We start from the raw sequence: 20308 nt of genomic DNA on the forward strand, positions 1-20308 counted from the left end.
TAATCAGTAGGTTTTTTTCGACCTTGAATGGTGCGTATTGCTCCAGTTTTTAACCTGCACAAAAAACCGATAAAGGACGAACTGTGACATTGCGAAATCCATTATTTCGGCCAGAAGCGCTGACGTCGCGGCACGTGAACTGGCTGGGAGAAATAGTGCTTGTCAGGCCGGTATCGTTCGTCGTGTTGACACTCATTGCTGGTCTCTTCGCTGCGATGGTAGTGACTTTTTTTCTCTGGGGTAGCTACACCAAGCGTATTACCGTTCCAGGTCAGTTAGTGCCCTTTTTGGGACAGCTGAAAATATACGCGCCTCAGTATGGCTTGGTGCTTGAACGATTTGTCGAGGAAGGCCAGCCGATTAAGCAGGGAGCGCCACTGTTGCGAATATCCAGCGAGCGCTACTCAGGGGATTCGCGGCCGGTCCAAGCGGACGTAAGTGATCAACTCACCTTGCGGCAGCGTTCCTTGGGCGATGAGTTGGTAAAGAAGCAGCAACTTCAAACACAAGAGCGGCAAAGCCTGCATAGCAAGCTGGAAAGTTTGCGGCGACAGTTACGGACTTTGGCGCAGCAGACCGCCAGTCAGGAGAAGCTTGTGAAGCTGGCGAGCAATGCGGCTGATCGTTATCAAGGACTGATGGAGAAGGGATATATCTCCATGGATCAGCTTCAACAGCGTCAGTCGGAGCTGTTGGGTCAGCACCAGACTCTTCAGGGGCTGGCTCGCGAAACCGCGGCGCTGAACCAGCAGTTGGTCGAAGCCCAGCATGAGTCTGCAGGTCTTTCGGCACTGCATGAGAACCAGCTCGCTGGCATTGCGCGTTCATTGTCTGGCATTCAGCAAGAGCTGATCGAAAGTGAAGCCAAGCGCGCTGTAGTCATCACTGCTCCCAAGGAGGGTGTGGCGACGGCGATTCTTGTTGAACCTGGCCAGACGGTTGATAGCTCGCGCGTCTTGATGAGCATCGTGCCTGCAAACTCTCACCTGCAAGCCGAGCTATATGCGCCGAGCAAAGCCATCGGCTTCATTCATGCAGGCGACCCTGTAAGGGTGCGTTATCAGGCGTACCCCTACCAAAAGTTCGGACAACACAACGGCAGTGTTATCTCTATTTCCAAGGCAACGCTGTCGGCTACTGAATTGGCGGCAATGACCGGTAGCGTGCCTGGTCTTGGTTTGGACGGTGAGCAGATATATCGCATTCGCGTTGATATCGAAGCGCAATCCGTATTGGCATACGGCAAGCCACGGTCGCTGCAAACCGGAATGTTGGTTGAGGCTGACATTCTGCAGGAGACCCGTCGTCTCTATGAGTGGGTCCTTGAACCACTCTACAGCCTGACCGGCAAACTCTAGGAGCGATGGCATGAACTACCTCGATGCGATCACCTTGCGAGTGGGCCGACGCCTTCCCTTGATCCTGCAAACCGAGGCGACGGAGTGTGGCTTGGCCTGCCTGGCGATGATCACGGGGTTCCATGGTCACCACGTAACGCTGATGGATCTGCGCCGCCAATTCAATGTGTCACTCAAGGGCAGTACGCTCAAGCAACTGATACAGACGGCCGACCAATTGAACCTCGGTACTCGGGCTGTCAGGTTAGAACTTGAAGACCTGAGCAAACTCAAGTTGCCCTGTGTTTTGCACTGGAACTTTAACCACTTTGTTGTTCTCAAGGCGGTGGAAAACCAGCGCGTTGTTGTGCATGACCCTGGCTGTGGCGTCCGGCATTTGAGCTTGGCCGAGGTCAGCAAGTCTTTTACAGGCGTAGCGCTAGAAGTCTGGCCAGGCGGGAGCTTTGAAAAACAGGAGCCTAAGCCTCAGGTCAAACTGATGAGTATGTTGGGAAAAGTGAGTGGTCTCTACCGCTCCCTTGGACAGGTGCTGGTCTTGGCACTGGCGCTGGAAGTGTTCTCGTTAGTCAGTCCGTTTTTGCTGCAATGGACGCTCGACAACGTGCTCGTCACCCAAGATCGTGATTTGCTGACAACCTTGATCATTGGTTTTGGTTTGTTGTTGCTGATGCAGCAAGTGGTGAGCGCAATACGGGCCTGGGTGATGATGCATATGAGCACGCTGTTAAGCGTGCAATGGCGAGCCAATGTCTTCAGCCACCTGTTACGCCTGCCAATCCACTATTTTGAAAAGCGGCATCTAGGCGATGTTGTTTCGCGCTTCGGTGCTGTCGATGTGATTCAGGGGACCCTGACAGCGGCGTTTTTTTCTGCGGTGCTCGATGGACTGATGACCATCGCCACTTTCATCCTCATGTTTGTCTACAGCCCGTTGCTGGCGGCCATTGCCGCTACGGCAATGATCCTGTACGTGATGGTTCGATGGGCGTGGTACTACCCGTTGCGACGCGCCAGTGAAGAACAGATTGTGCATGCCGCTCGCCAGGAAAGTCACTTTCTGGAAACCGTGCGCGGCATACGACCGATCAAGCTGTTTCAGCGCCAGAACGAACGGCGTCTCGCCTGGCTTGGCTTGCTGGTAGAACAGATCAACGCTGGTTTGAGAACGCAGAAGTTGCAGCTGATCTACACACAGCTGAACGGTCTGATATTCGGGCTGGAAAATCTCATTGCCATCGGCCTGGGCGCATCGATGGTGATGAACAACCAGTTCACCGTGGGTGTATTGATCGCGTTTATGGCATACAAAAATCAGTTTGTCAGTCGCGTCGCAAACTTGATCGATCATTTTTTTGAGCTTTACATGCTGCGTTTGCAGGGTGAGCGGTTGGCCGATATTGTCATGCATCCACCGGAAGATAGCCGTGGCACATTAGCGGGCGCGACATGGCCCACATCTCCGGTGGATATCGAACTCAAAGGTGTGAAATACCGCTATTCCGACCAAGAACCTTTTGTACTCAATGGCGTTGATTTGTACATCGCTCAAGGCGAGTCGGTGGCAATTACAGGCGTTTCGGGGAGTGGCAAGAGCACCCTTGTCAGCTTGCTGTTAGGAATCTTTCAACCCACTGAAGGCCAGCTATTCATGGCTGGAGGTGACCTGCAGCAATTGGGCGCCGAGCAGTTTCGCGGCAAGATCGGAACGGTCATGCAGGACGACTGCCTGTTCGCCGGTTCACTGTCAGACAACATCGTGTTCTTTGAATCAAACCCTGATTTGGACTGGGCCATGGAGTGCGCGCGCATGGCGTCCATCCATACCGACATCATGGCCATGCCGATGGGATACAACACCTTGGTGGGCGATATGGGGACGGTGTTGTCGGGTGGCCAAAAACAGCGGGTGATGTTAGCCAGGGCGCTCTACAAGAAGCCCGACATCCTGATTCTTGATGAGGCCACCAGCCATCTGGATATGGCGTGCGAGCGTCAGGTGAATGAGGCGGTTCGAGGGCTTCAAGTGACGCGGATTATTATTGCTCACCGCGCAGAGACGATTGCATCGGCAGATCGAGTATTGGTGCTAGAAAACGGGCGGATTGTATCGGTTCAACCTGTCGAGGCTCATGCCATGCCCACGATTGGCACGGTCACTTCCTGATGGGAGCTGTTCGTGTCGCTGTTTTGGCAGTTTATTTTTACGCCGGCTCTCAGTTCTGCGAGGCTGCAGATTTGGATGTGTTCGCGACTGGGAGCTCGGTCTCGCGCACAGCCACTCAGCACATCGACAGCGTCCCCGGCTTGTGTGAAGCCGGTCCGGTACCTGCACGTTTAACGCTGGAGGACATGATAGGACGGGTGCTCTGTCACGATCCACAAGCACGCCTGAACTGGGCAAATGCCAGGGCTCTGGCTGCGAATGTTGGGGTGCGACAGTCGGCGTATTTGCCGAGGCTCAACGCCAGCTCTGGTGTTACTACGGGTCGTAACGACACGGATTATGACCAGCGCGGGGAGTACTCCAGCCACGGTCATAAAAGCCAAATCGATCACCGATTGGCCTTGAGTTGGGTGTTGTTTGATTTTGGTCGGCGCGACGCGGCCTTGCGTAACGCACGACAATTGCTGGTTGCCGCAAACGCCAGTCAAGATCAGCAATTGCAGGAAACCTTTGTGCTCGCCGCCCAGCTTTACTACGACACATTGGCGGCACAAAACAACCAAATTGCTGCTGCCCGAGTGGCGGTGCTGGCTGCCGAAAACCTTAAGGCGGCCAGTGCCAAATATGATGCAGGCGCTGCCGCGCTTTCAGACCGCCTCCAGGCTCAAGCAGCGTATTCGCAGGCAGCGCTTAATGAAGTCCGCAGCAATGGTGCGTTAGTCAATGCCAAAGGGTTGATTGCGCTGCGCATGGGGCTGGCGCCACAAACACAGCTGGAGCTGGCAGGAAGTTTGACTCGGCGGCCGGACACCCAGTTTGTCAAAGGTATTGACGAGTTACTTGAGCAAGCCAAGCAGGATCATCCTTCGCTCCTCGCTGCCAAGGCTCGGCTGGATGCGGCAAAAGCTACCATCGACGAGAGCAAGGCCGAAGGCCGTCCTACGTTGTCATTTATCGCCAATGCGTCAGACGTGCGTTTCAACCAGTCAATGGCGTTCAACGGCAATAGTCGAGTACGTGACAACAGCATTGGGCTACAACTGAATATTCCCTTGTTTGAAGGGTTTGAGCGAACTTACCAGGTGCGCGGTACTCAGGCGCAACTGGAGGCTAGGGAGGCTGAGCTGAGCGATGTTGAGCAGCGGATTTCAATAGACCTGTGGAGTAACTACCAGGCGCTCATCATTGAAACGAGGTCACTGGAAAGAACGGCCGAATGGGTTGAGCAGTCCAACCAGGCACTGGACGTTGTTCAGGGCCGCTACCAATCCGGCGTTGGCAGCATGATCGAATCGCTCAACGCGTTGACTGCATACGCGACGGCGGAGCAGCAACACATCAGTGCATTGAACAGTTGGCAAATGGCGCGCTTGAAATTAGCCGCGAGTTTAGGGCGTCTGGGATTCTGGGTGTTATAGCGTCCCTGTCTGAAAGTATCTTGCAAAAAAACAAACTAAAAAATAAAAAAATATAAATGTAAACAAACCGAGAAGCCGTGATGGATGCCGATACTGCGAGTACGGATGCGACAAAAATTAATGAAAGTAGCTTTTTGCAAAATACATTATTACTACTTTCGATGTATTGGAAGTCAGAAGAGAAGGTGTTCGCATGGTGCGCATTGGTTGCCTTGGTGACGCTTTCGCTCCTAGGGGTTGCGACTGCGTTGGCGCTTAATGAGTGGTATAAACATTTCTATAACGCTATTCAAGAGCTAAATGCCCGTAGATTTTATACATTAGTATGCATTTTTTTCGGAATTGTGTGTTTTTCGGTCGCGCGTTCAGTGCTGACGACCTATCTGGTGGATATATTAGCGTTGAAATGGCGCCGATGGTTGACTAACCATTATCTTTCGGCATGGATCATTCGAACCCCGCAACCCGAGAAAGTTGGGCGTTACGTAGATAATCCAGATCAACGTATTGCTGAAGATATAAATAAATTTACGTTTTCTTCGGTTTACCTAGCCTGCGGACTGATTTATACATTGGCAAGCGTGGTGTCATTTAGCGTGGTTTTAATCGCTATTTCGGGCAGTGCGTCATTGTGGGGGGTAACGATTCCTGCTTATATGTTCTGGAGCGCTATTTTATACACGTTTATAGGTATGTATATCAGCCAGAAAATCGGTTTCAAGTTAATCTCATTGAATAATGGTCAGCAAAAATCTGAGGCTGATCTTAGGTATTTTTTAGTTAAGTTTCGCGACCGAAAAGATTTGGATTTTGCCAAGCCTACGCGAAAGTATGAAAGAAACCATATCAGCGATAAACTTGAGGTAAGCCTGACTAATAGGCTTCGCACTATCCATGTCAAGGTGCGACTTTCGTTGTTTACGGAAAGTTATAGTCAGCTATCCCTGGTCCTGAGTAGTTTGTTGGCAGTTCCGCGGTTTTTTTCGGGCTCCATTATGTTTGGTGATGTCATGCAGATAAATTCAGCGTTTGGAAATTTATGTGAAAATTTGAGTTGGTTTATAAGTGCTTATCACAATATCGCTGAGTGGAAGGCGACGACCGATAGACTTATATCGTTCGATGATGCACTGGCGCGGCACGCCGAAAATAAGTTTGGTTTGACGCATTCAGATGGATTTGTAAATAAGGAAGTGTCATGAGGCGGTTGATACTGTCTGATTTGCCAGAGGTTTTGGTATCCTTTGAGACTGTTAAGGCAAAACTAGGAAAGATTGTTTTTTATAATGAAAAGCTCGAATGGAACTTGAGCGAATCAGCGCTGTTGTCTGAATACAATTATGTCATTGCAGGCAGTGAAGCTGAGGCAGAGCGCGCTGTGGAAAAGAAAATATTTTATGCGGAACGCTATGGTGGGGACGGAATTTTAACCAACGGCGGCGGTGGGCGATGCGGCTACGACGGTATCTTTCATTTGAAAGGGCTAGGCGCTAATCAACTGGTCGGCGCTAGGCCGCCGGATGGCTATGGCAACTCCCATGGAAATGGCTTTCTATCACTGAATATCGCGATCTATGAATCTATTTGGGCCGAAATAATTGACATAGCGTTACCTCATGGTTCAGTAAGGTCAGCAGCAGTCATAGACTTGGAGGTTGACTTTAAGGAACCTGATCAGATACACCCTCGCGGGCTCTTGGTCAGAGTGCCTGCCGTGCGTCCCGCACACTTTATCAGGGCTGTTTATTTTAAAGAAAAAAAACACGGTGACTTGAGCGAGGACGCCAAGCGAGTTATGTTGGTCGTCAGAAAGTTAGTGCATTTCCTACCCAAAAAAGGAGGTGAGGAACACGTCGGTAGTATGGAGCAGCGTCTTGAAATAGGGATGGAGGAGTTGGCGAAACGATTCGCTAATCAGTTCGCTGCCGCAAGGGCAAAACGAATATTTCATCAGAGTATCAGTGCGTCCAATGTAACATTAGACGGTGCGTGGATGGATTTGGCGGGTGCAACCGTATTTTCAAATGTATTATGGTGGGACGGATTTAATATCAGCAGGTTCATGAATGAGTATTCTCCTGCGATGGAGAGTCTACAGAGTATGTGCTTTTATCTGAGCAAGTATAAAGTTATTAGCGTTACTCGCTCAAATGACATTTGGGAAAAATGCGTGGTGGCGTTTACTCGTGAATATGAACATCACCTGTATGTGTACACGGCTGTGCAAGTCGGATTCCCCTTGTGGGTTATTCAGGATATGCGCGATGATCCGCTCTTTGTCGAGTTCTCTGTGGCATTACAAAAAGTATTGGATCATGATGACTTTTCGCTGGTACCGGTCTCGCCATCCGCTAGTTGGCAGGGCTATGAGCATTATGTTGCTTTCTTATACAGACAGTTGCTGGTCCAAAAATTCACCAAAGCGTCGCAGGATCTATCCTGGTTTTGTAAGGATAAAGTGCTTATAACGAGGCTTGTGGAGGCTTATGATCAGCTAGTCGAAAAAGCGATAGCTAAAGCGAAGGTCGACAAGGTCACTCGTCAAAATTTCATTGCCTGCATGGCGATTAACACCACACGACTGAATCGGGTAGGTGCTTCGCTATTGAATGTTTTTGAAAGAATTACTGAATTGAGAGCTACCTCCGCAAACAATGCTGGGATATGTTCTTATAGTGCTTTATTTGACGGCGCGCGGCGAGATGCTTGGTTAGCCTATAATGAAAGCATTTCATTTGAAACGTTGTTATGGCGCGCTGATGAAGTTGTCATCTATTTTGATGGCTTGAGTGGTTGTTTTGTCGAGGTTGATGGTGCTGGCGGTAAGGTTAAATTCAGTAAACTTCTTGATGTATCTGCGGTCGCGAAGGGTGGGGCTGATCTGCTTGTGTTTTATAATGATGTAAAGGAGTTTTTGCCATGAGTAAAAAGTTTAAATTATTTACACTGTGCCGAAAAAATAACTTGATCGAGAAAGCCAGGCTGATAGGATTTGCCTCCTGGATACTTATGCAGTGCCGCCGTTATTCTATGCTCCGTTTTATAGATTTTAGAGTATGGCTTATTCCGGCGATCGACCATAAGCAAATCATATTCTTCTTTGATGACTTCGACAACCCCACTGGCTATGTGGTCTGGGCAAATTTAGCGCCTGACAGCGAGCAGAGATTATTGAATGATTCTAAATTTTTGTTGCATGAGTCCGAGTGGGATGAAGGCAGCAGCACGTGGATCATTGACTGTTGTTTTCCTAGTGGGGGTTTGACGTATGCATGTCAAGATCTGAAAAAATTGTTTCTAAGTATGAATGTCAAAAAGGTGAATTGGGTCCGTAGAAATATGGACTACTCGGTGAAAAAGGTTTCCTGTCGGAATTTAGTAGCTTCTCCCCTGCAGATGTAGGGCTTGCATGTCTTCGTTTGCCAGAGCTAGGATTGGGAGACTTTTCTAAGTGCTCCTGGTTTGATACGCATCTCATAGTGGCCTTGCTTTCAATCCGGTGCTTTGTCTCGTAAGCGCGACGGTACATCTAACTAGTATCGATGTACACACGGTGTGTTTATTCATACAGGCAAGCGCGAAACAGTTCACGAATATGCAGTGCAGTGCAGTGTTTAGGTGTAGGTGTAAAGGGCTGTTTCATTATTATTGGAGAGTAGACATGCGTGAGATTACATTAGAAGAGGCAGAGTCTGTTGTTGGTGCTTATGGCGTTCCCGGAGCAATTGCTGGAAGGGCGGCGGGCGCTGTTGGATATGTGGGGACCCTTATAGGTGGGGGGTCTTTCAATGGCGGTGAGTTTGCGGCTGCTGTGGGAACTGGAGCCCTGGGAGGAGCGGTTTTTGGGCCGGTAGGTATAGGTCGGACGTTGGGTAATGCAGGTTTAAGTTTTACCTCGGGTGCTATATTAAGTAACGCGAATCGGCTAGCCAATGGCTCCTAGAGCACAAAGGTATAATTAAAACATTGCTTTATTTGTTTGAGATAGCGATTGGTAGAGCGCTATTTTATTAGAGTAAGGTGGTTGTTCGGCTTAATAAGTTTTTAAAGGTTCAGGTGAGCAATTGCTAATAATCTTCTCGCTCGTAAGCGCTTTGGTTCTATCGTTCGCGGCCAAAGGTGCGGCGTCTCTTATAGGTGAAAAGTTTGGCCGAAATATCCAGGGTAAGCACTTACATATGTTTGCTCTTCCGCTGATAATTGCTTTTGTTATTTTGGTTGTACCAAAGTTTGTCGGGTGCATTAGTTAGATTGGGTAGCCCTTACAGAAGCGTCAATCTACGTGTGGTGAGTGTGCTGTTAGCCGAAATAAACTACTCCTTCACTGCTATTGGCTCTATTCAGCATTGGGGTGCCAGATAGAGAAAAGCCTGCAGAGATGCGGGCTTTTTTTGTTTTTGGCCCATGGCAGCAACCCCACCCCTATACAAGGCCCATTTCAAAACTCTAAAATGAGAAATATTATCATTTGAGCCGGGTCAGACATGCACAACGACAGCACCCCCTCGCCCGTCGCCCAGCTGTACGCCAATCACCACAGCTGGCTCCGAGGCTGGTTGCACCGGCGGCTGGGGCACACGGCCGATGCCGAAGACCTCGCGCACGACACCTTTATCCGCGTGCTGCGCTCCCAAGAGGACGTGCGTGAATTACGCCAGCCCATGGCGTTTCTGGCCACGATCGCCAATGGCTTGCTGATCAATCGCTGGCGTCGCCAAGCCATCGAGCGGGCTTATCTGCAAGCGTTGGCGGCGCGGCCGGTGGCCGTGGAGCCTTCGCCGGAAGAGCGGCACCTGATGATCGAAACCCTGTTGCAGCTGGATTCGCTGCTGGTCGGTTTGTCGGCGCGGGTGCGGCAGATTTTCTTCTTGTCCCAGCTTGATGGCCTGACCTATCCGCAGATCGCCAAGCAGTTGAGCCTGACGGTGGCCCAGGTGCAGCGCGCCATGGGTAAGGCGTTCAGTGTCTGCTATGCGAGCCGGTTTGAATGAGCTGTGCGGCGGTTGACCCGCAGGTGCGTGACAGTGCCATCGATTGGCTGGTGCGTTTGCAGTCCGGCTTGATGAATGCCGGCGACCATCAGGCTTTGCAGCAATGGCGCCAGGCCAACCCCGCGCATGAGTACGCCTGGCAGCGGGTCAGCAGCTTGCCGCTGTTGTTGCAACCAGGCGCCAATGTGTTGGCCGACGCCACCGCACGCCGGGCATTGCAGGCGGCCGGGACTGATCCACAACGCCGTCGTCAGGTGCTCAAATGCCTGTTGGCGCTGGGGCTGCTCGGCGGCGTTGCCTGGCAAGGTGCGGACTCCACGCTTGTACGCGCAGCGCTGGCGAGTTATCGCACCCGCACTGGCGAACGCCGACACTGGACCCTGGCGGACGGCAGTTCGCTTTGGCTGAACACCGCCAGTGCGGTCAACCTGGACGTGAGTGCAAACCAGCGCAGTGTGCAGTTGGTCGAGGGCGAGCTGGCACTCGATACGCCAGCAGGGTCTGCCTCGTTGCAACTGCAAACCCCGAACGCGCGGCTCTACAGCCAGGGCGCCAACCTGTTGGTGCGCCACGATCATCAAGGCACGCAGGTGACTGTCTTGCGCGGGCGGGCGCAGGTGAGTGCGCGGCATCAACCGACGCCCGTGCCGTTGCAGGCTGGCTGGCAGATAAACGTTGAAGACTACGCAATCGGGCATCCACGCCCTGTCGACTTGTTGCTGGCCCAGGCCTGGATGCACGGCATTCTGCCGGCCGAACGCATGCGCCTGGATCAGTTGCTGGCCGAACTCTCGCGCTATCGCCCAGGCGTGCTGCGTTGCAGTGAGGCGGTGGCGGCGCTGCGCATCACCGGCAGTTTCCAGCTGGACGACACCGATGCCGCGCTGGCCCTGGTGGCCAAAACCTTGCCGGTGCGCATCGAGCGAAGAAGCCGTTATTGGGTGACGGTGGTGCCTGCGTGAAGTTTTTTTTCGCCGACGCGATAGTTTTTTCGATCTGGCTTGGCCTTTAGGTATTACCCACCCGCACAGGTGGGTTTCGATCCCTAGGAGCCTTGCATGATTTCCCCCGTTCGTGTCTTGCGTCGTCATACATTCAGCTTGTTATTTCTCGGCCTGCAACCGTTGTGCGGTGAGCTGGTATTGGCCGCCGGTGAACGCCCGTACAGCATCAGTGCCGGGCCTCTGGACCAAGTGCTGTCGCGCTTTGGTGCCGAAGCCGGGATCAGCATGGCGGGCAGTTCGCTGCTCACGGCGGGCAGAAAAAGCCAGGGCCTGCAGGGTGAATTCAACACGGAGAACGGCCTGGCCCAGGTGCTCTCGGGCACCGGCCTGGACTATCAGCGCCAGGCCGATGGTGGCTATGTGTTGCGCCTGCGCCAGGAGGCCGTGCAACTGCCGACGCAAAAAGTGACGGGCGAAAACTTCGACGAAGAGGAGGTCTACCGCGCGCCGCGTTCGTCGGTGTACATCTCCGGCGAAGACATGCAACGTTTTGGCGCGGTGTCGGTGGGTGATGTGCTCAAGGGCCAGCCCGGCGTGCAGGTCGGCGACAGCCGCAATGGCGGCGGGCTGGATGTGAACATTCGTGGCATCCAGGGCCAGAGCCGGGTGGCGGTCACGGTGGACGGCTCGCAGCAGGCGCTGGATGTGTATCGCGGCTATGCCGGTACGCAGCAGCGCAGTTACATCGACCCGGATTTGATCAGCGACATTAGCATCGACAAAGGCCCCAGCCTGACCTCCAGCGCCATTGGCGGCACGGTAAAAATGCGCACCCTGGGCGTTGGCGACATCCTCAAGGACGGCCAGAACATCGGCCTGCGCCTCAAGGGCGATTTTTGGAACAACGGCGTCGCCCCGGCTTCCCGCGACCCGCACTCCAAAACCCAGGACCTGTATTCCGAGCCGCACCAGAGCCGCGGCGGGCTGTTCGGCTCGCAGGCCGAAGCGGGCAGCGCCGCGTTTGCCTACACCCATGAGTTTTTCGACGTGGTGGCGGCCTACGCCAAGCGCAATCAGGGCAATTATTTTGCCGGTAAAAAAGGCCAGGACCGCTACCGCACCTACAACCGTTGGGGCGATGAAGACACCAGCGTCGCCACCACCTACAACGCCGGCGAAGAAGTGCTCAACTCCTCGGCGAAGACCGAATCGTTCCTGCTCAAGACCACCCTGCGCCCGGCGGACGGCCATACCTTCGACCTCGGCTATCGTCGTTATGACGGGCGCATTGGCGAGATCATGCCGTCGGATATCTTCCGTTTCGGCACCGGCGGCATCTATCAGTACCCGCTGGGCCATACCAGGATCGACACCTACACCGCTCGCTACAACTACCTGCCCTCGGGCAACCCGCTGGTGGACCTGACCGCCGACCTGTGGATGACCGACGCCCAAACCAGCCAGCTCACCTCGGTGGCCGCACCTGCGTCCCAGGCTTATCGCTCGGACCGCGCCTGGAGCCGGCAGGCCAACCAGCGCATCGGCGGCGGCCTGGCCAACACCTCACGCTGGGCGACCGACTACGGTGATCTGAAGCTCGACCTCGGCAGCTCGTTCCAGCTCGAAGAACTGCGCCCGCAAAAAGGCGTCGCCACCACCCAGCACGATATCAACGCCAACCGCATGCTGCGCGAAGGCTCGCGGCAGGAGTACAGCTTCAATGGCAAACTCGAATACAAACCGGTGGACCGCCTGACCTTATGGGGCGGCGGCCGTTACACCCACTATCGCAGCAAAGACCATATTGCCAATGCCACCGCGCGACGCGAGGAGCGTGACCTGCGCTACCTGCGCGTCTACAACGGCAACAATTCCGGCAACATGATGTGGTTCCCCGACCAGAACGGCGAGTACACCAACGCTACCGATCCGCGCCTGAACAACGGCATCGTGTTCCAGAACACGAACTTCCCTTTCGAGGGCGTGCGCTACAACGACTTTGGCGTGATCGATTCGACGGTTTACCCGTCCCAGGTCAGTGACGTGGTGAGCGGTTATGACTATTCCGGCAAGGCCAGCAACAGCGGCGGGGCATTTTCGCCGGCGCTGGGCATCAATATCGAAGTGCTGCCGGACACCTTCGTGTATGCCTCCTACACCCAGGGGTTTCGCATGCCCTCGTTGTTTGAAACCAGCCAGGGCGTACTGCAAACCCTGCCCGGCAAGGGTTTGAAACCCGAGCGCTCAAGCAACTGGGAGGTCGGCGCCAGCACGTTGCGCAAAGGGCTGTTGGTCGAGGATGACACGGCGGCGATCAAGCTCGCCTACTTCAATAACACCATCAAGAATTACATCACCCGCTACTACGACCCAAGCCCTGGCTCGTGGGGCCAGATGCGTTTCAGCAACACCGACAGCTACAAGACCAGCGGCCTGGAACTGCAAGCCCGCTACGATGCCGGGCGCGTGTTCGCAGACCTGTCATCCACCTACTACCTGAAAACCGAAACCTGCGATGCGGCCTTCGCCGCCACACTGCGCGCCACCAGCGACAGCTACCAGAAAACCGCCGACACCCCGAACTGCACACCGGGCAGCTTCATGGGTTCCTACACCAACACCCAGAACCCGCCCCGACTTGCGGGCAACCTGACCACTGGCCTGCGCTTCTTTGACCAAAGCCTCACGCTCGGCACACGTATTACCTACACCAGCGGCCCCATCGTCACCGCCGACAAGCCTTGGCAGACCGGCGCCACCACGCCGCAACTGAACTACCGCGAAGTGGCACTGGTGGATCTGTTCCTCAACTATAAGTTGCAGGAGGACGCGAGCCTGAATGTATCGCTGCAGAACGTCACCGACCGCTACTACCTGGACCCGCTGGCGCAGAGTTTTATGCCAGCGCCAGGGCGTACAGTGCGGGTGGGCGTGCAGGCGAAGTTCTAAGGGCCAGGCAACACCCATCAGTTAGGGCTGAACACCTTTAACGTGGCGAGCAGGCTTGCCCTGCGTTGGGTGGCGAAGCCAGCCCAATTCAGGTGACGCGGTGAGACAGCTAGAAGGAGCAGGGGCCGCTGCGCAGCCCAACGCAGGGCGAGCCTGCTCGCCACAAGTGACGGCGTTCGTCGTTCACGCTCGCCCACTGGCAGGCAGCGCCGTTCCTAGCGCTCAGGAGGTTACATCGCCTGCACAATGATCTGGCTTTTCAAATCATTGACCATACCTTCAATCGCCGGCCTCATCGCCGCGAAATCTTCCGGGGAACACAGGGCGTCCGGCTTGGTGAAGGTATAGTGGCGCGTGATCAGCACCGTGTTGGCTTTTTTCACATAGGTGGAGCGGTAGTCGAAGCCAGTCTGTTTCAGGGAGACCGCCTTGGGCACTGCCAGCACCTTCACCTTGCCGGGAAACTCCATCCGCGCCACCTCTGAGACTTCACCCGATAGGCAGGTAAAGGCCTGGGTGCGCTCGTTTTCCGCGATGAACGAAAACACATTGTGGGCAATCCCTCCTGCCAGGCTCGAGAGGGTGGGAACGCCGGTCGGGCCGGGCAGGTTCACCATGTTGTCGGTATGGCCTTTTACCGTCGACTTGAAGGTGTTCGCATTGCCTTCCAGCGAGTCGTGTTCGATTACGCCGCTGCCGGATTGCCCGTACGTACTCAGGATTTGCTGTACCAATTGATCACGATCGGCCGGCTGCATGGCCTTGATGATAAAGCGCGTGAGTTCGGTACCCCAGCCTTGCACAGTGGATTCGTGGAAGAACTCGGCTGCGCCTTTAGCGTTGACCTTGAACGACAGGGTCGAGGCCACGCTGCCCTGTTGGCTGTTGGGGGTATGCCCGCGTTCACCGGTCTGGGCCAACACTACCGGCTTGTCCAATTCCTCAACGGGCAGGTAACCCGCCGCAATGGGTGTGGCTGTCGAATCCAGGTACAGGTCGAGGCTGGGAACATAGGTGATCACGTGGTTGAGGATACCCAGGGTCGGCACCTTCGGCAGTTCGTAGGCGTTGCCGAAGTTGATCAGTGCGGGTGAGCTTTCGATGGCTGCAGCCTGGAGCAACGCTTCCAGCAGAGCGACATGGTCTTTGCAGTCGCCGTAGCGGTTGTCCAGTACCGCCTGCGCCGCATGTGGCACTACTCCGCCGGCACCGACGTAAACCGCTACGTAGCGAATGTTCTTGCGCACCCAGTCACTCAGCACCAGGGCTTTGGCGCGGGGCGTGTCGAGATGGGCGGTGAGTTCCTTGGCCAATTGGGTAATGGCCGGGGTCACATCGACGTGTGCGCGGGTGGCGTAAGCCTGGGCAAATTGTTTGTAGTCGCTGAAGGTCGACACGGCCAGGAGTTGCCCGTAATCGCTGTAGGCGACGGAGCTTGCTTCTACGCGATTTTTCTCGGCAGGCTGCAAGTCCCAGCGGTACACCGTACGCCCGTTGGCCGTGACGGGGGTGGACGCCTTGAACCCACGGGCGTCTGCGTGCAGCGGCATCGCGGCGGGCATGTCGTAGCTGAATCGCACCTCCTCGTTGCGGTAGAAGTCCGGTGAGAACACATCTTCGAACTGCCCTGGGAACAGCGGCGTGTTGCGATGGCGCTGGTAGTGCAGGACCATACGATCACCCACTTGCAGCTCGGGGAATATCACCACTTTGACTCGCGAGTCGCGGAACATTGGCGCCTCTGCCGAGGCTTGCTCTTGCTGCTCCTTGATCTGGTCGGCCGACACCACGACTTTGCGCCCATCGGGTTTCAAGGTGTAGGCGTCAACGATTTCCAGGGTTTCCAGCGTGCGGTTGTAGCTCACCGAGTGCTGGGCGTTGGGTTTGATCGCACGTTCTTCTTTGATCAGCGACACCTGTTCGACGTCGAGTACGAAGCTGCCGTCGGCATTCACTACGTAGGTCTGGATATTTTTTTCATGGGTCAGGGATAGGTCGGTGTAATCGGCACGGGCCTGCGCCGTCAAGAGCAGGCAGGTGACCACCGCCAGTGCGCCGAACAGGCGCGTCGGGAGGAGAGTAACGCTTTGCATAAAGATCCTTCTGAGCGATGACGCGCACCTTGTGAGCAAGGGTGCGCGCTCCTTGGTAAATCGCTAAATGCGAAGCGTTACTATATAGAGGCGGCGATTGGCCTGCTGTTTATTTGTTGACTAGATAGGTGTGGAAAGGTCCTTGGCATCCACCTGTAAAGCCGGTTTGGCCTCACGCTGCTCCCACTTGGCAATCACCAACGGCGCCAACGCATTGCCCAGCACATTCAGCGCGGTGGTCGGCATTTCCATCAAGCGATAAACCCCCGCGATAATCGCCACGCCCTCCAGTGGCAACCCGGCACTGCCCAAGGTGGCGGAGAGGATCACAAACATAAACCCCGGCACGCCCGCAGCCCCTTTGGAGGTGAGCACCATGGTCACCACCAGCAAGGCCTGGTCGGACAGACTCAGGTCGATGCCATACAACTGCGCCACAAACAACGTGCCGATGCCAAGGAACAGCGAGGCGCCGTCGAGGTTGAACGAGTAACCCACCGGCACCACAAAGCTCACCAGCGACGGCGGCACGCCATAGGTTTCGAGCTTCTTCATCAGTTGCGGCATCACCGCTGCCGAGCTGGCGGTGGAGAAGGCCAGCACCAGTTCATCCTTGATATGCCGCATCAAGGCAAACAGATTGATCCCGCACAACCGCGCGATCAGGTTGAGCACCACCAGCACGAAAAACACGATGGACACATAGCTGACCATGATTAGCTTGGCCAACGGCAGCAGTGCGCTGAAACCGAAGTTGGCCACGGTGACGGCGATCATGCCGAACACGCCGATGGGCGCGTAGGCCATGATCATCGAGGTCAGTTTGAACATCGCATCCGAGAGGCCACGCATCAGCGCAATCACCGGGTCTTTGCGTTCGGCGGGCAGGCGCGACACCGCAAGGCCGAACATCACCGCAAAAAACAGCACCGACAACAGACTGCCCTGGGCCATGGCGCTGATCACGTTATCGGGGATGATGCCGACGATGATCTGCCCCAGGCTGTGGCCGCCGCCGCCGCTGGTAGGTAGGGTGACAGTCGCCGCATGCAGGCTGGCCAGTTCAGTGCCGGCGCCGGGTTTGAGCAGGTTGCCCAACACCAGCCCGACGATGATCGCCAGGGTGGTGATGCAGAAAAAATAGCTCAGGGCTTTGACCCCGATACGGCCCAGGGCCTTGCCGTCGCCGTGCCCGGCGATGCCCACCACCATGCAAGAGAACACGATAGGCACGACGATCATCTTCATCAGCTTGATAAAAATGTCGCCTGCCGGTTGCAGAATATTGTCCACCAGCCACGGCCGGGATTCGGGAAAACGGTGCAACAGGGCACCAATGGCGATGCCGGCGAGCAAGCCGATCATGATTTGCCAGACCAGCGCGATGCGGGGCGTGTGCATGGGAATGCCTCATTTGCGATCAATGATTTTTAAGTTGTTGTTCTAGGCAGTCAAAACAGCGGCCATCCATTGGCCGCCGGGTGCAGCGTTGGGCTCAGCGCAGGTCGTGGCACGCGTCCTGGAGGCGACGGCAACCTTCTTCGATAACGTCTGGCGCGCTTGCGAAGGACAGGCGTACATAGGGCGACATGCCGTACGCCGCGCCGCTGACTGTGGCCAGGCCGTAATCGCGCAGCAAGTACTCCACCAATTGGGTGTCGCTCTCCAGGGTTTCCCCTTGTGGCGTGAGCTTGCCCATCAGCCCGCTGACATTGGCGAACACATAGAACGCGCCGTCCGGCGGGGTCACGCTCAAGCCGGGAATGCCCGCCAAGCGGTCCAGCATCAGTGCACGGCGGCGCACGTATTCCTCGCGCATGGCGCTGATGGGGGCCTGCTCACCGGCAAAGGCCGCCACCGCAGCGGCCTGGCTCAAGGAGCTGGGGCAGGTGGTGGTTTGTGACAGCAACTTGCCGATGGCCGCGATCAACCACGCCGGCCCTGCGCCAAAACCCAAGCGCCAGCCGGTCATCGCGTAGCCTTTGGAAGCGCCGTTGATGATCAGGGTGCGCGGCTTCAGGTCCGGCGCCAGGCGCGTCAGCGGCACGTGGCGGGCATTGCCATACACAAAGTGCTCGTAGATCTCATCGGCCATCACCAGCACATGCGGATGCGCATGCAACACCTCGGCCAACGCCAGCAGTTCGGCTTCGCTGTAAACCGCGCCGCTGGGGTTGTTGGGGCTGTTTAGAATCACCCATTTGGTGCGCGGGGTGATCGCCTGTTCCAGCGCCTCGGGCGACAATTTGAAGCCTTGGTTTTCATCGCCGGGAATGATCACTGGTGTAGCGTCATTGAGCCGTGCAATGTCCGGGTAGGACACCCAATACGGCGTGTGCACGATGACCTCATCGCCACGGTTCAACGTGGCGGCCAGCGCGTGATAAATGATGTGCTTGCCGCCGCAGCCGGCGACGACTTCGTCCAGGCCATAGGCCAGGTCGTTGTCGCGGGAAAGCTTAAGGCAAATGGCCTGGCGCAGGGCGAGGGTGCCGGTGGTGGCGGTGTAATGGGTGTCGCCGCTCTCCATCGCCAGGCGGGCGGCGTGGAGGATATGCGCCGGGGTATCGAAGTCCGGCTCGCCCACAGTGAAGTTGACGATATAGCGGCCCTGGGCGCGCAGTTCAGTCACCAAGGCATTGGCGGCCACACTCGGCGACGGCGCAATGCCGAGTACGCGCTCGGAAAGAAAGGCTGTGCTCATGTTCAATCCGCCAAGCCGGCGTTCGCCAGCACTTTGTCGATCCAGCTCTGGCGCACCGCGCCCGTGGCGATTTCGGCCTTGACCGCTTCTTCATGTTCGGCATGTTGCCCGGCACGGCGCAGCACTTCGGCTGCGTCAGCCTGGGAAAACGCCACCAGCCCGTCTTCATCTCCCACCAGCAAGTCGCCGGGGTTGATCAGCATGCCGCCGATGGACACCGGCACATTCACCTCGCCAGGCCCGGTTTTGTAAGGCCCGGTGTGTACGACGGTGCGGGCGTAGCAGGGCGTGCTGTCAAAGCTGGCGATATCACGAATCGCGCCGTCGACCACAAAACCCACGCAACCACGTTGCTGGGCGTAGAGCTTGATCAGCTCGCCGATCACCGCGTTATTGGTGTCGCCCTGGCCGTCCACCACCAGCACATGGCCGGGCTGCATCATGCTCATGGCCTTGTAGATCAGCAGGTTGTCGCCGGGCCGGGTCTTGACCGTGATCGCCGTGCCCACCAGCTTGCCGCTGCGGTTATAACGCGTCAGCCCTCGGGCGCCGATATGGCGGCCGAGGTTGTCGCTGATATGCGGCGTGACCACATGGGCAAAAGCTTCGACCAACTCGGCCGGGGCCATCGGGGCGTTGGGAAGGATGCGTGAACCGGGCAAGGACATGGCAAATCTCCAGAGTCGTCAGATAGCGAAGGGCTATGGCCGGATCTTAGGAGTGATAAACGGACAGTTTTAGCGATATTTTATAATGTGATAGCATCGATTTTTCTCATGAGTTAGCCGCCATGATCACCTTCAAGCAAATCGACGCGCTGTACTGGATCGCTGAACTGGGCAGTTTTGAAGCGGCGGCCAACAAGCTGAACATGTCTCAGTCGGCGATCTCCAAGCGCATCCAGGAGCTGGAAGACACCTTTGATGTGGAGATTTTCGACCGCAGCAAACGCAATGCGCGGCTGACCGAAAAGGGCGGCGAGCTGCTCGACTATGCCCGCGACCTGCTCAAGGGCCGCGACCAACTGCTCGAACGGGTCAGCGCTCGTGAAGTGCTGGTGCGCAGGTTTCGCCTCGGCGTTACCGAGTTGACCGCGCTGACCTGGTTACCGGCACTGGTCGAAGCCTTGCGCCAGGCTTACCCCAAGGTGCAGATCGAGCCTTCGGTGGAACTGAGCAGCGAGCTGTTCCGCAAGCTCGAAAGCGACCAGCTTGACCTGGTGATCGTGCCCGACGTGTTCAGCGACCCGCGCTTTCACAGCACCGCGCTGCAAAGCGTGGAAAACGCCTGGATCTGCGCGCCCGGCCTGATCCCCGATGCCGACCCGGTAAGCCTTGAGGCCCTGGCCAACTACACCGTGCTCACCCAGGGCGCGCAGTCGGGCACCGGGTTGATCTACGAGCGTTGGCTGGCCGCGCACAACGTGCAGATGCCCCGCACGCTGTCGAGCCACAACCTGTTGGTGCAGGTGGGGTTGGCGCTGTCGGGGATTGGCGTGAGTTACCTGCCCAGGGCGTGCTTGTCGCACTTGATCGAACAAGGCGCACTGCGGGCGCTGGTCACCGAGCCCGAACTGCCGCGCATCCAGTACGTGGCGTTGCACCGGGTGGACCGGCAGTTCGGTTTGAACCAGGACGTGGCGCAGATGGCGCAACAATGCTGCGATTTTTCGCGGTTACTGCTGTGA

General features: G+C 56.0%; 14 protein-coding genes. 10 read left to right on the forward strand and 4 right to left on the reverse strand.

Annotated features, from left to right (window positions below; translation table 11 throughout):
* The first annotated feature begins 83 nt into the window (after positions 1-83).
* From K0H48_RS18835 to K0H48_RS18875, 9 genes are all read left to right on the forward strand, one after another.
* Positions 84-1358: an HlyD family efflux transporter periplasmic adaptor subunit gene (locus K0H48_RS18835; RefSeq protein ID WP_219268648.1), complete on the forward strand. Its 1275-nt coding sequence runs from the start codon at positions 84-86 to the stop codon at positions 1356-1358.
* A 10-nt stretch (positions 1359-1368) separates the two neighbouring features.
* Complete coding sequence (locus tag K0H48_RS18840; RefSeq protein ID WP_219268649.1) at positions 1369-3522, forward strand: peptidase domain-containing ABC transporter; 2154 nt, start codon at positions 1369-1371, stop codon at positions 3520-3522.
* Positions 3522-4940, forward strand: coding sequence for a TolC family protein (locus K0H48_RS18845; protein ID WP_219268650.1), 1419 nt, complete (start codon positions 3522-3524; stop codon positions 4938-4940). The genes K0H48_RS18840 and K0H48_RS18845 overlap by 1 nt, the downstream gene beginning before the upstream one ends.
* 80 nt (positions 4941-5020) lie before the next feature.
* Entirely contained in the window at positions 5021-6142 is a 1122-nt protein-coding gene (locus K0H48_RS18850) for an SbmA/BacA-like family transporter (protein ID WP_219268651.1), read from the forward strand.
* On the forward strand, positions 6139-7863 hold the full coding sequence (locus K0H48_RS18855; protein ID WP_219268652.1) for a hypothetical protein: 1725 nt from the start codon (positions 6139-6141) through the stop codon (positions 7861-7863). The genes K0H48_RS18850 and K0H48_RS18855 overlap by 4 nt, the downstream gene beginning before the upstream one ends.
* Positions 7860-8342, forward strand: a complete 483-nt coding sequence (locus K0H48_RS18860; RefSeq protein ID WP_219268653.1) for a toxin-activating lysine-acyltransferase — start codon at positions 7860-7862, stop codon at positions 8340-8342. The genes K0H48_RS18855 and K0H48_RS18860 overlap by 4 nt, the downstream gene beginning before the upstream one ends.
* Positions 8343-9424: 1082 nt before the next feature.
* Complete coding sequence (locus tag K0H48_RS18865; protein ID WP_219268654.1) at positions 9425-9931, forward strand: sigma-70 family RNA polymerase sigma factor; 507 nt, start codon at positions 9425-9427, stop codon at positions 9929-9931.
* Positions 9928-10893, forward strand: coding sequence for a FecR domain-containing protein (locus K0H48_RS18870; RefSeq protein ID WP_219268655.1), 966 nt, complete (start codon positions 9928-9930; stop codon positions 10891-10893). Before K0H48_RS18865 ends, K0H48_RS18870 begins: the two co-directional genes overlap by 4 nt.
* Positions 10894-10989: 96 nt before the next feature.
* Positions 10990-13824 carry a TonB-dependent receptor gene (locus tag K0H48_RS18875; RefSeq protein WP_219268656.1) on the forward strand — a complete coding sequence of 945 codons (2835 nt, stop codon included), beginning with the start codon at positions 10990-10992 and terminating at the stop codon, positions 13822-13824.
* Positions 13825-14054: 230 nt separating this feature from the next.
* Here the strand turns inward: K0H48_RS18875 and K0H48_RS18880 are convergent, their stop codons facing one another.
* From K0H48_RS18880 to K0H48_RS18895, 4 genes are all read right to left on the reverse strand, one after another.
* A complete protein-coding gene (locus tag K0H48_RS18880; protein ID WP_219268657.1) occupies positions 14055-15917 on the reverse strand; it encodes a DUF3857 and transglutaminase domain-containing protein in 1863 nt (620 codons plus the stop codon).
* A 120-nt stretch (positions 15918-16037) separates the two neighbouring features.
* Complete coding sequence (locus K0H48_RS18885; RefSeq protein ID WP_219268658.1) at positions 16038-17318, reverse strand: cation:dicarboxylase symporter family transporter; 1281 nt, start codon at positions 17316-17318, stop codon at positions 16038-16040.
* A gap of 94 nt (positions 17319-17412) precedes the next feature.
* The gene (locus K0H48_RS18890; RefSeq protein ID WP_219268659.1) at positions 17413-18621 is read right to left on the reverse strand and encodes a pyridoxal phosphate-dependent aminotransferase; all 1209 of its coding nucleotides are present in this window, start codon (positions 18619-18621) and stop codon (positions 17413-17415) included.
* 2 nt (positions 18622-18623) lie between these two features.
* Positions 18624-19289, reverse strand: coding sequence for an RraA family protein (locus K0H48_RS18895; protein WP_219268660.1), 666 nt, complete (start codon positions 19287-19289; stop codon positions 18624-18626).
* A gap of 122 nt (positions 19290-19411) precedes the next feature.
* On the opposite strand from K0H48_RS18895, the gene K0H48_RS18900 reads away from it, so the two are divergent.
* Positions 19412-20308: a LysR family transcriptional regulator gene (locus K0H48_RS18900; RefSeq protein WP_219268661.1), complete on the forward strand. Its 897-nt coding sequence runs from the start codon at positions 19412-19414 to the stop codon at positions 20306-20308.

The organism is Pseudomonas sp. Xaverov 259 (genome assembly GCF_019352915.1).
Taxonomy (GTDB): domain Bacteria; phylum Pseudomonadota; class Gammaproteobacteria; order Pseudomonadales; family Pseudomonadaceae; genus Aquipseudomonas.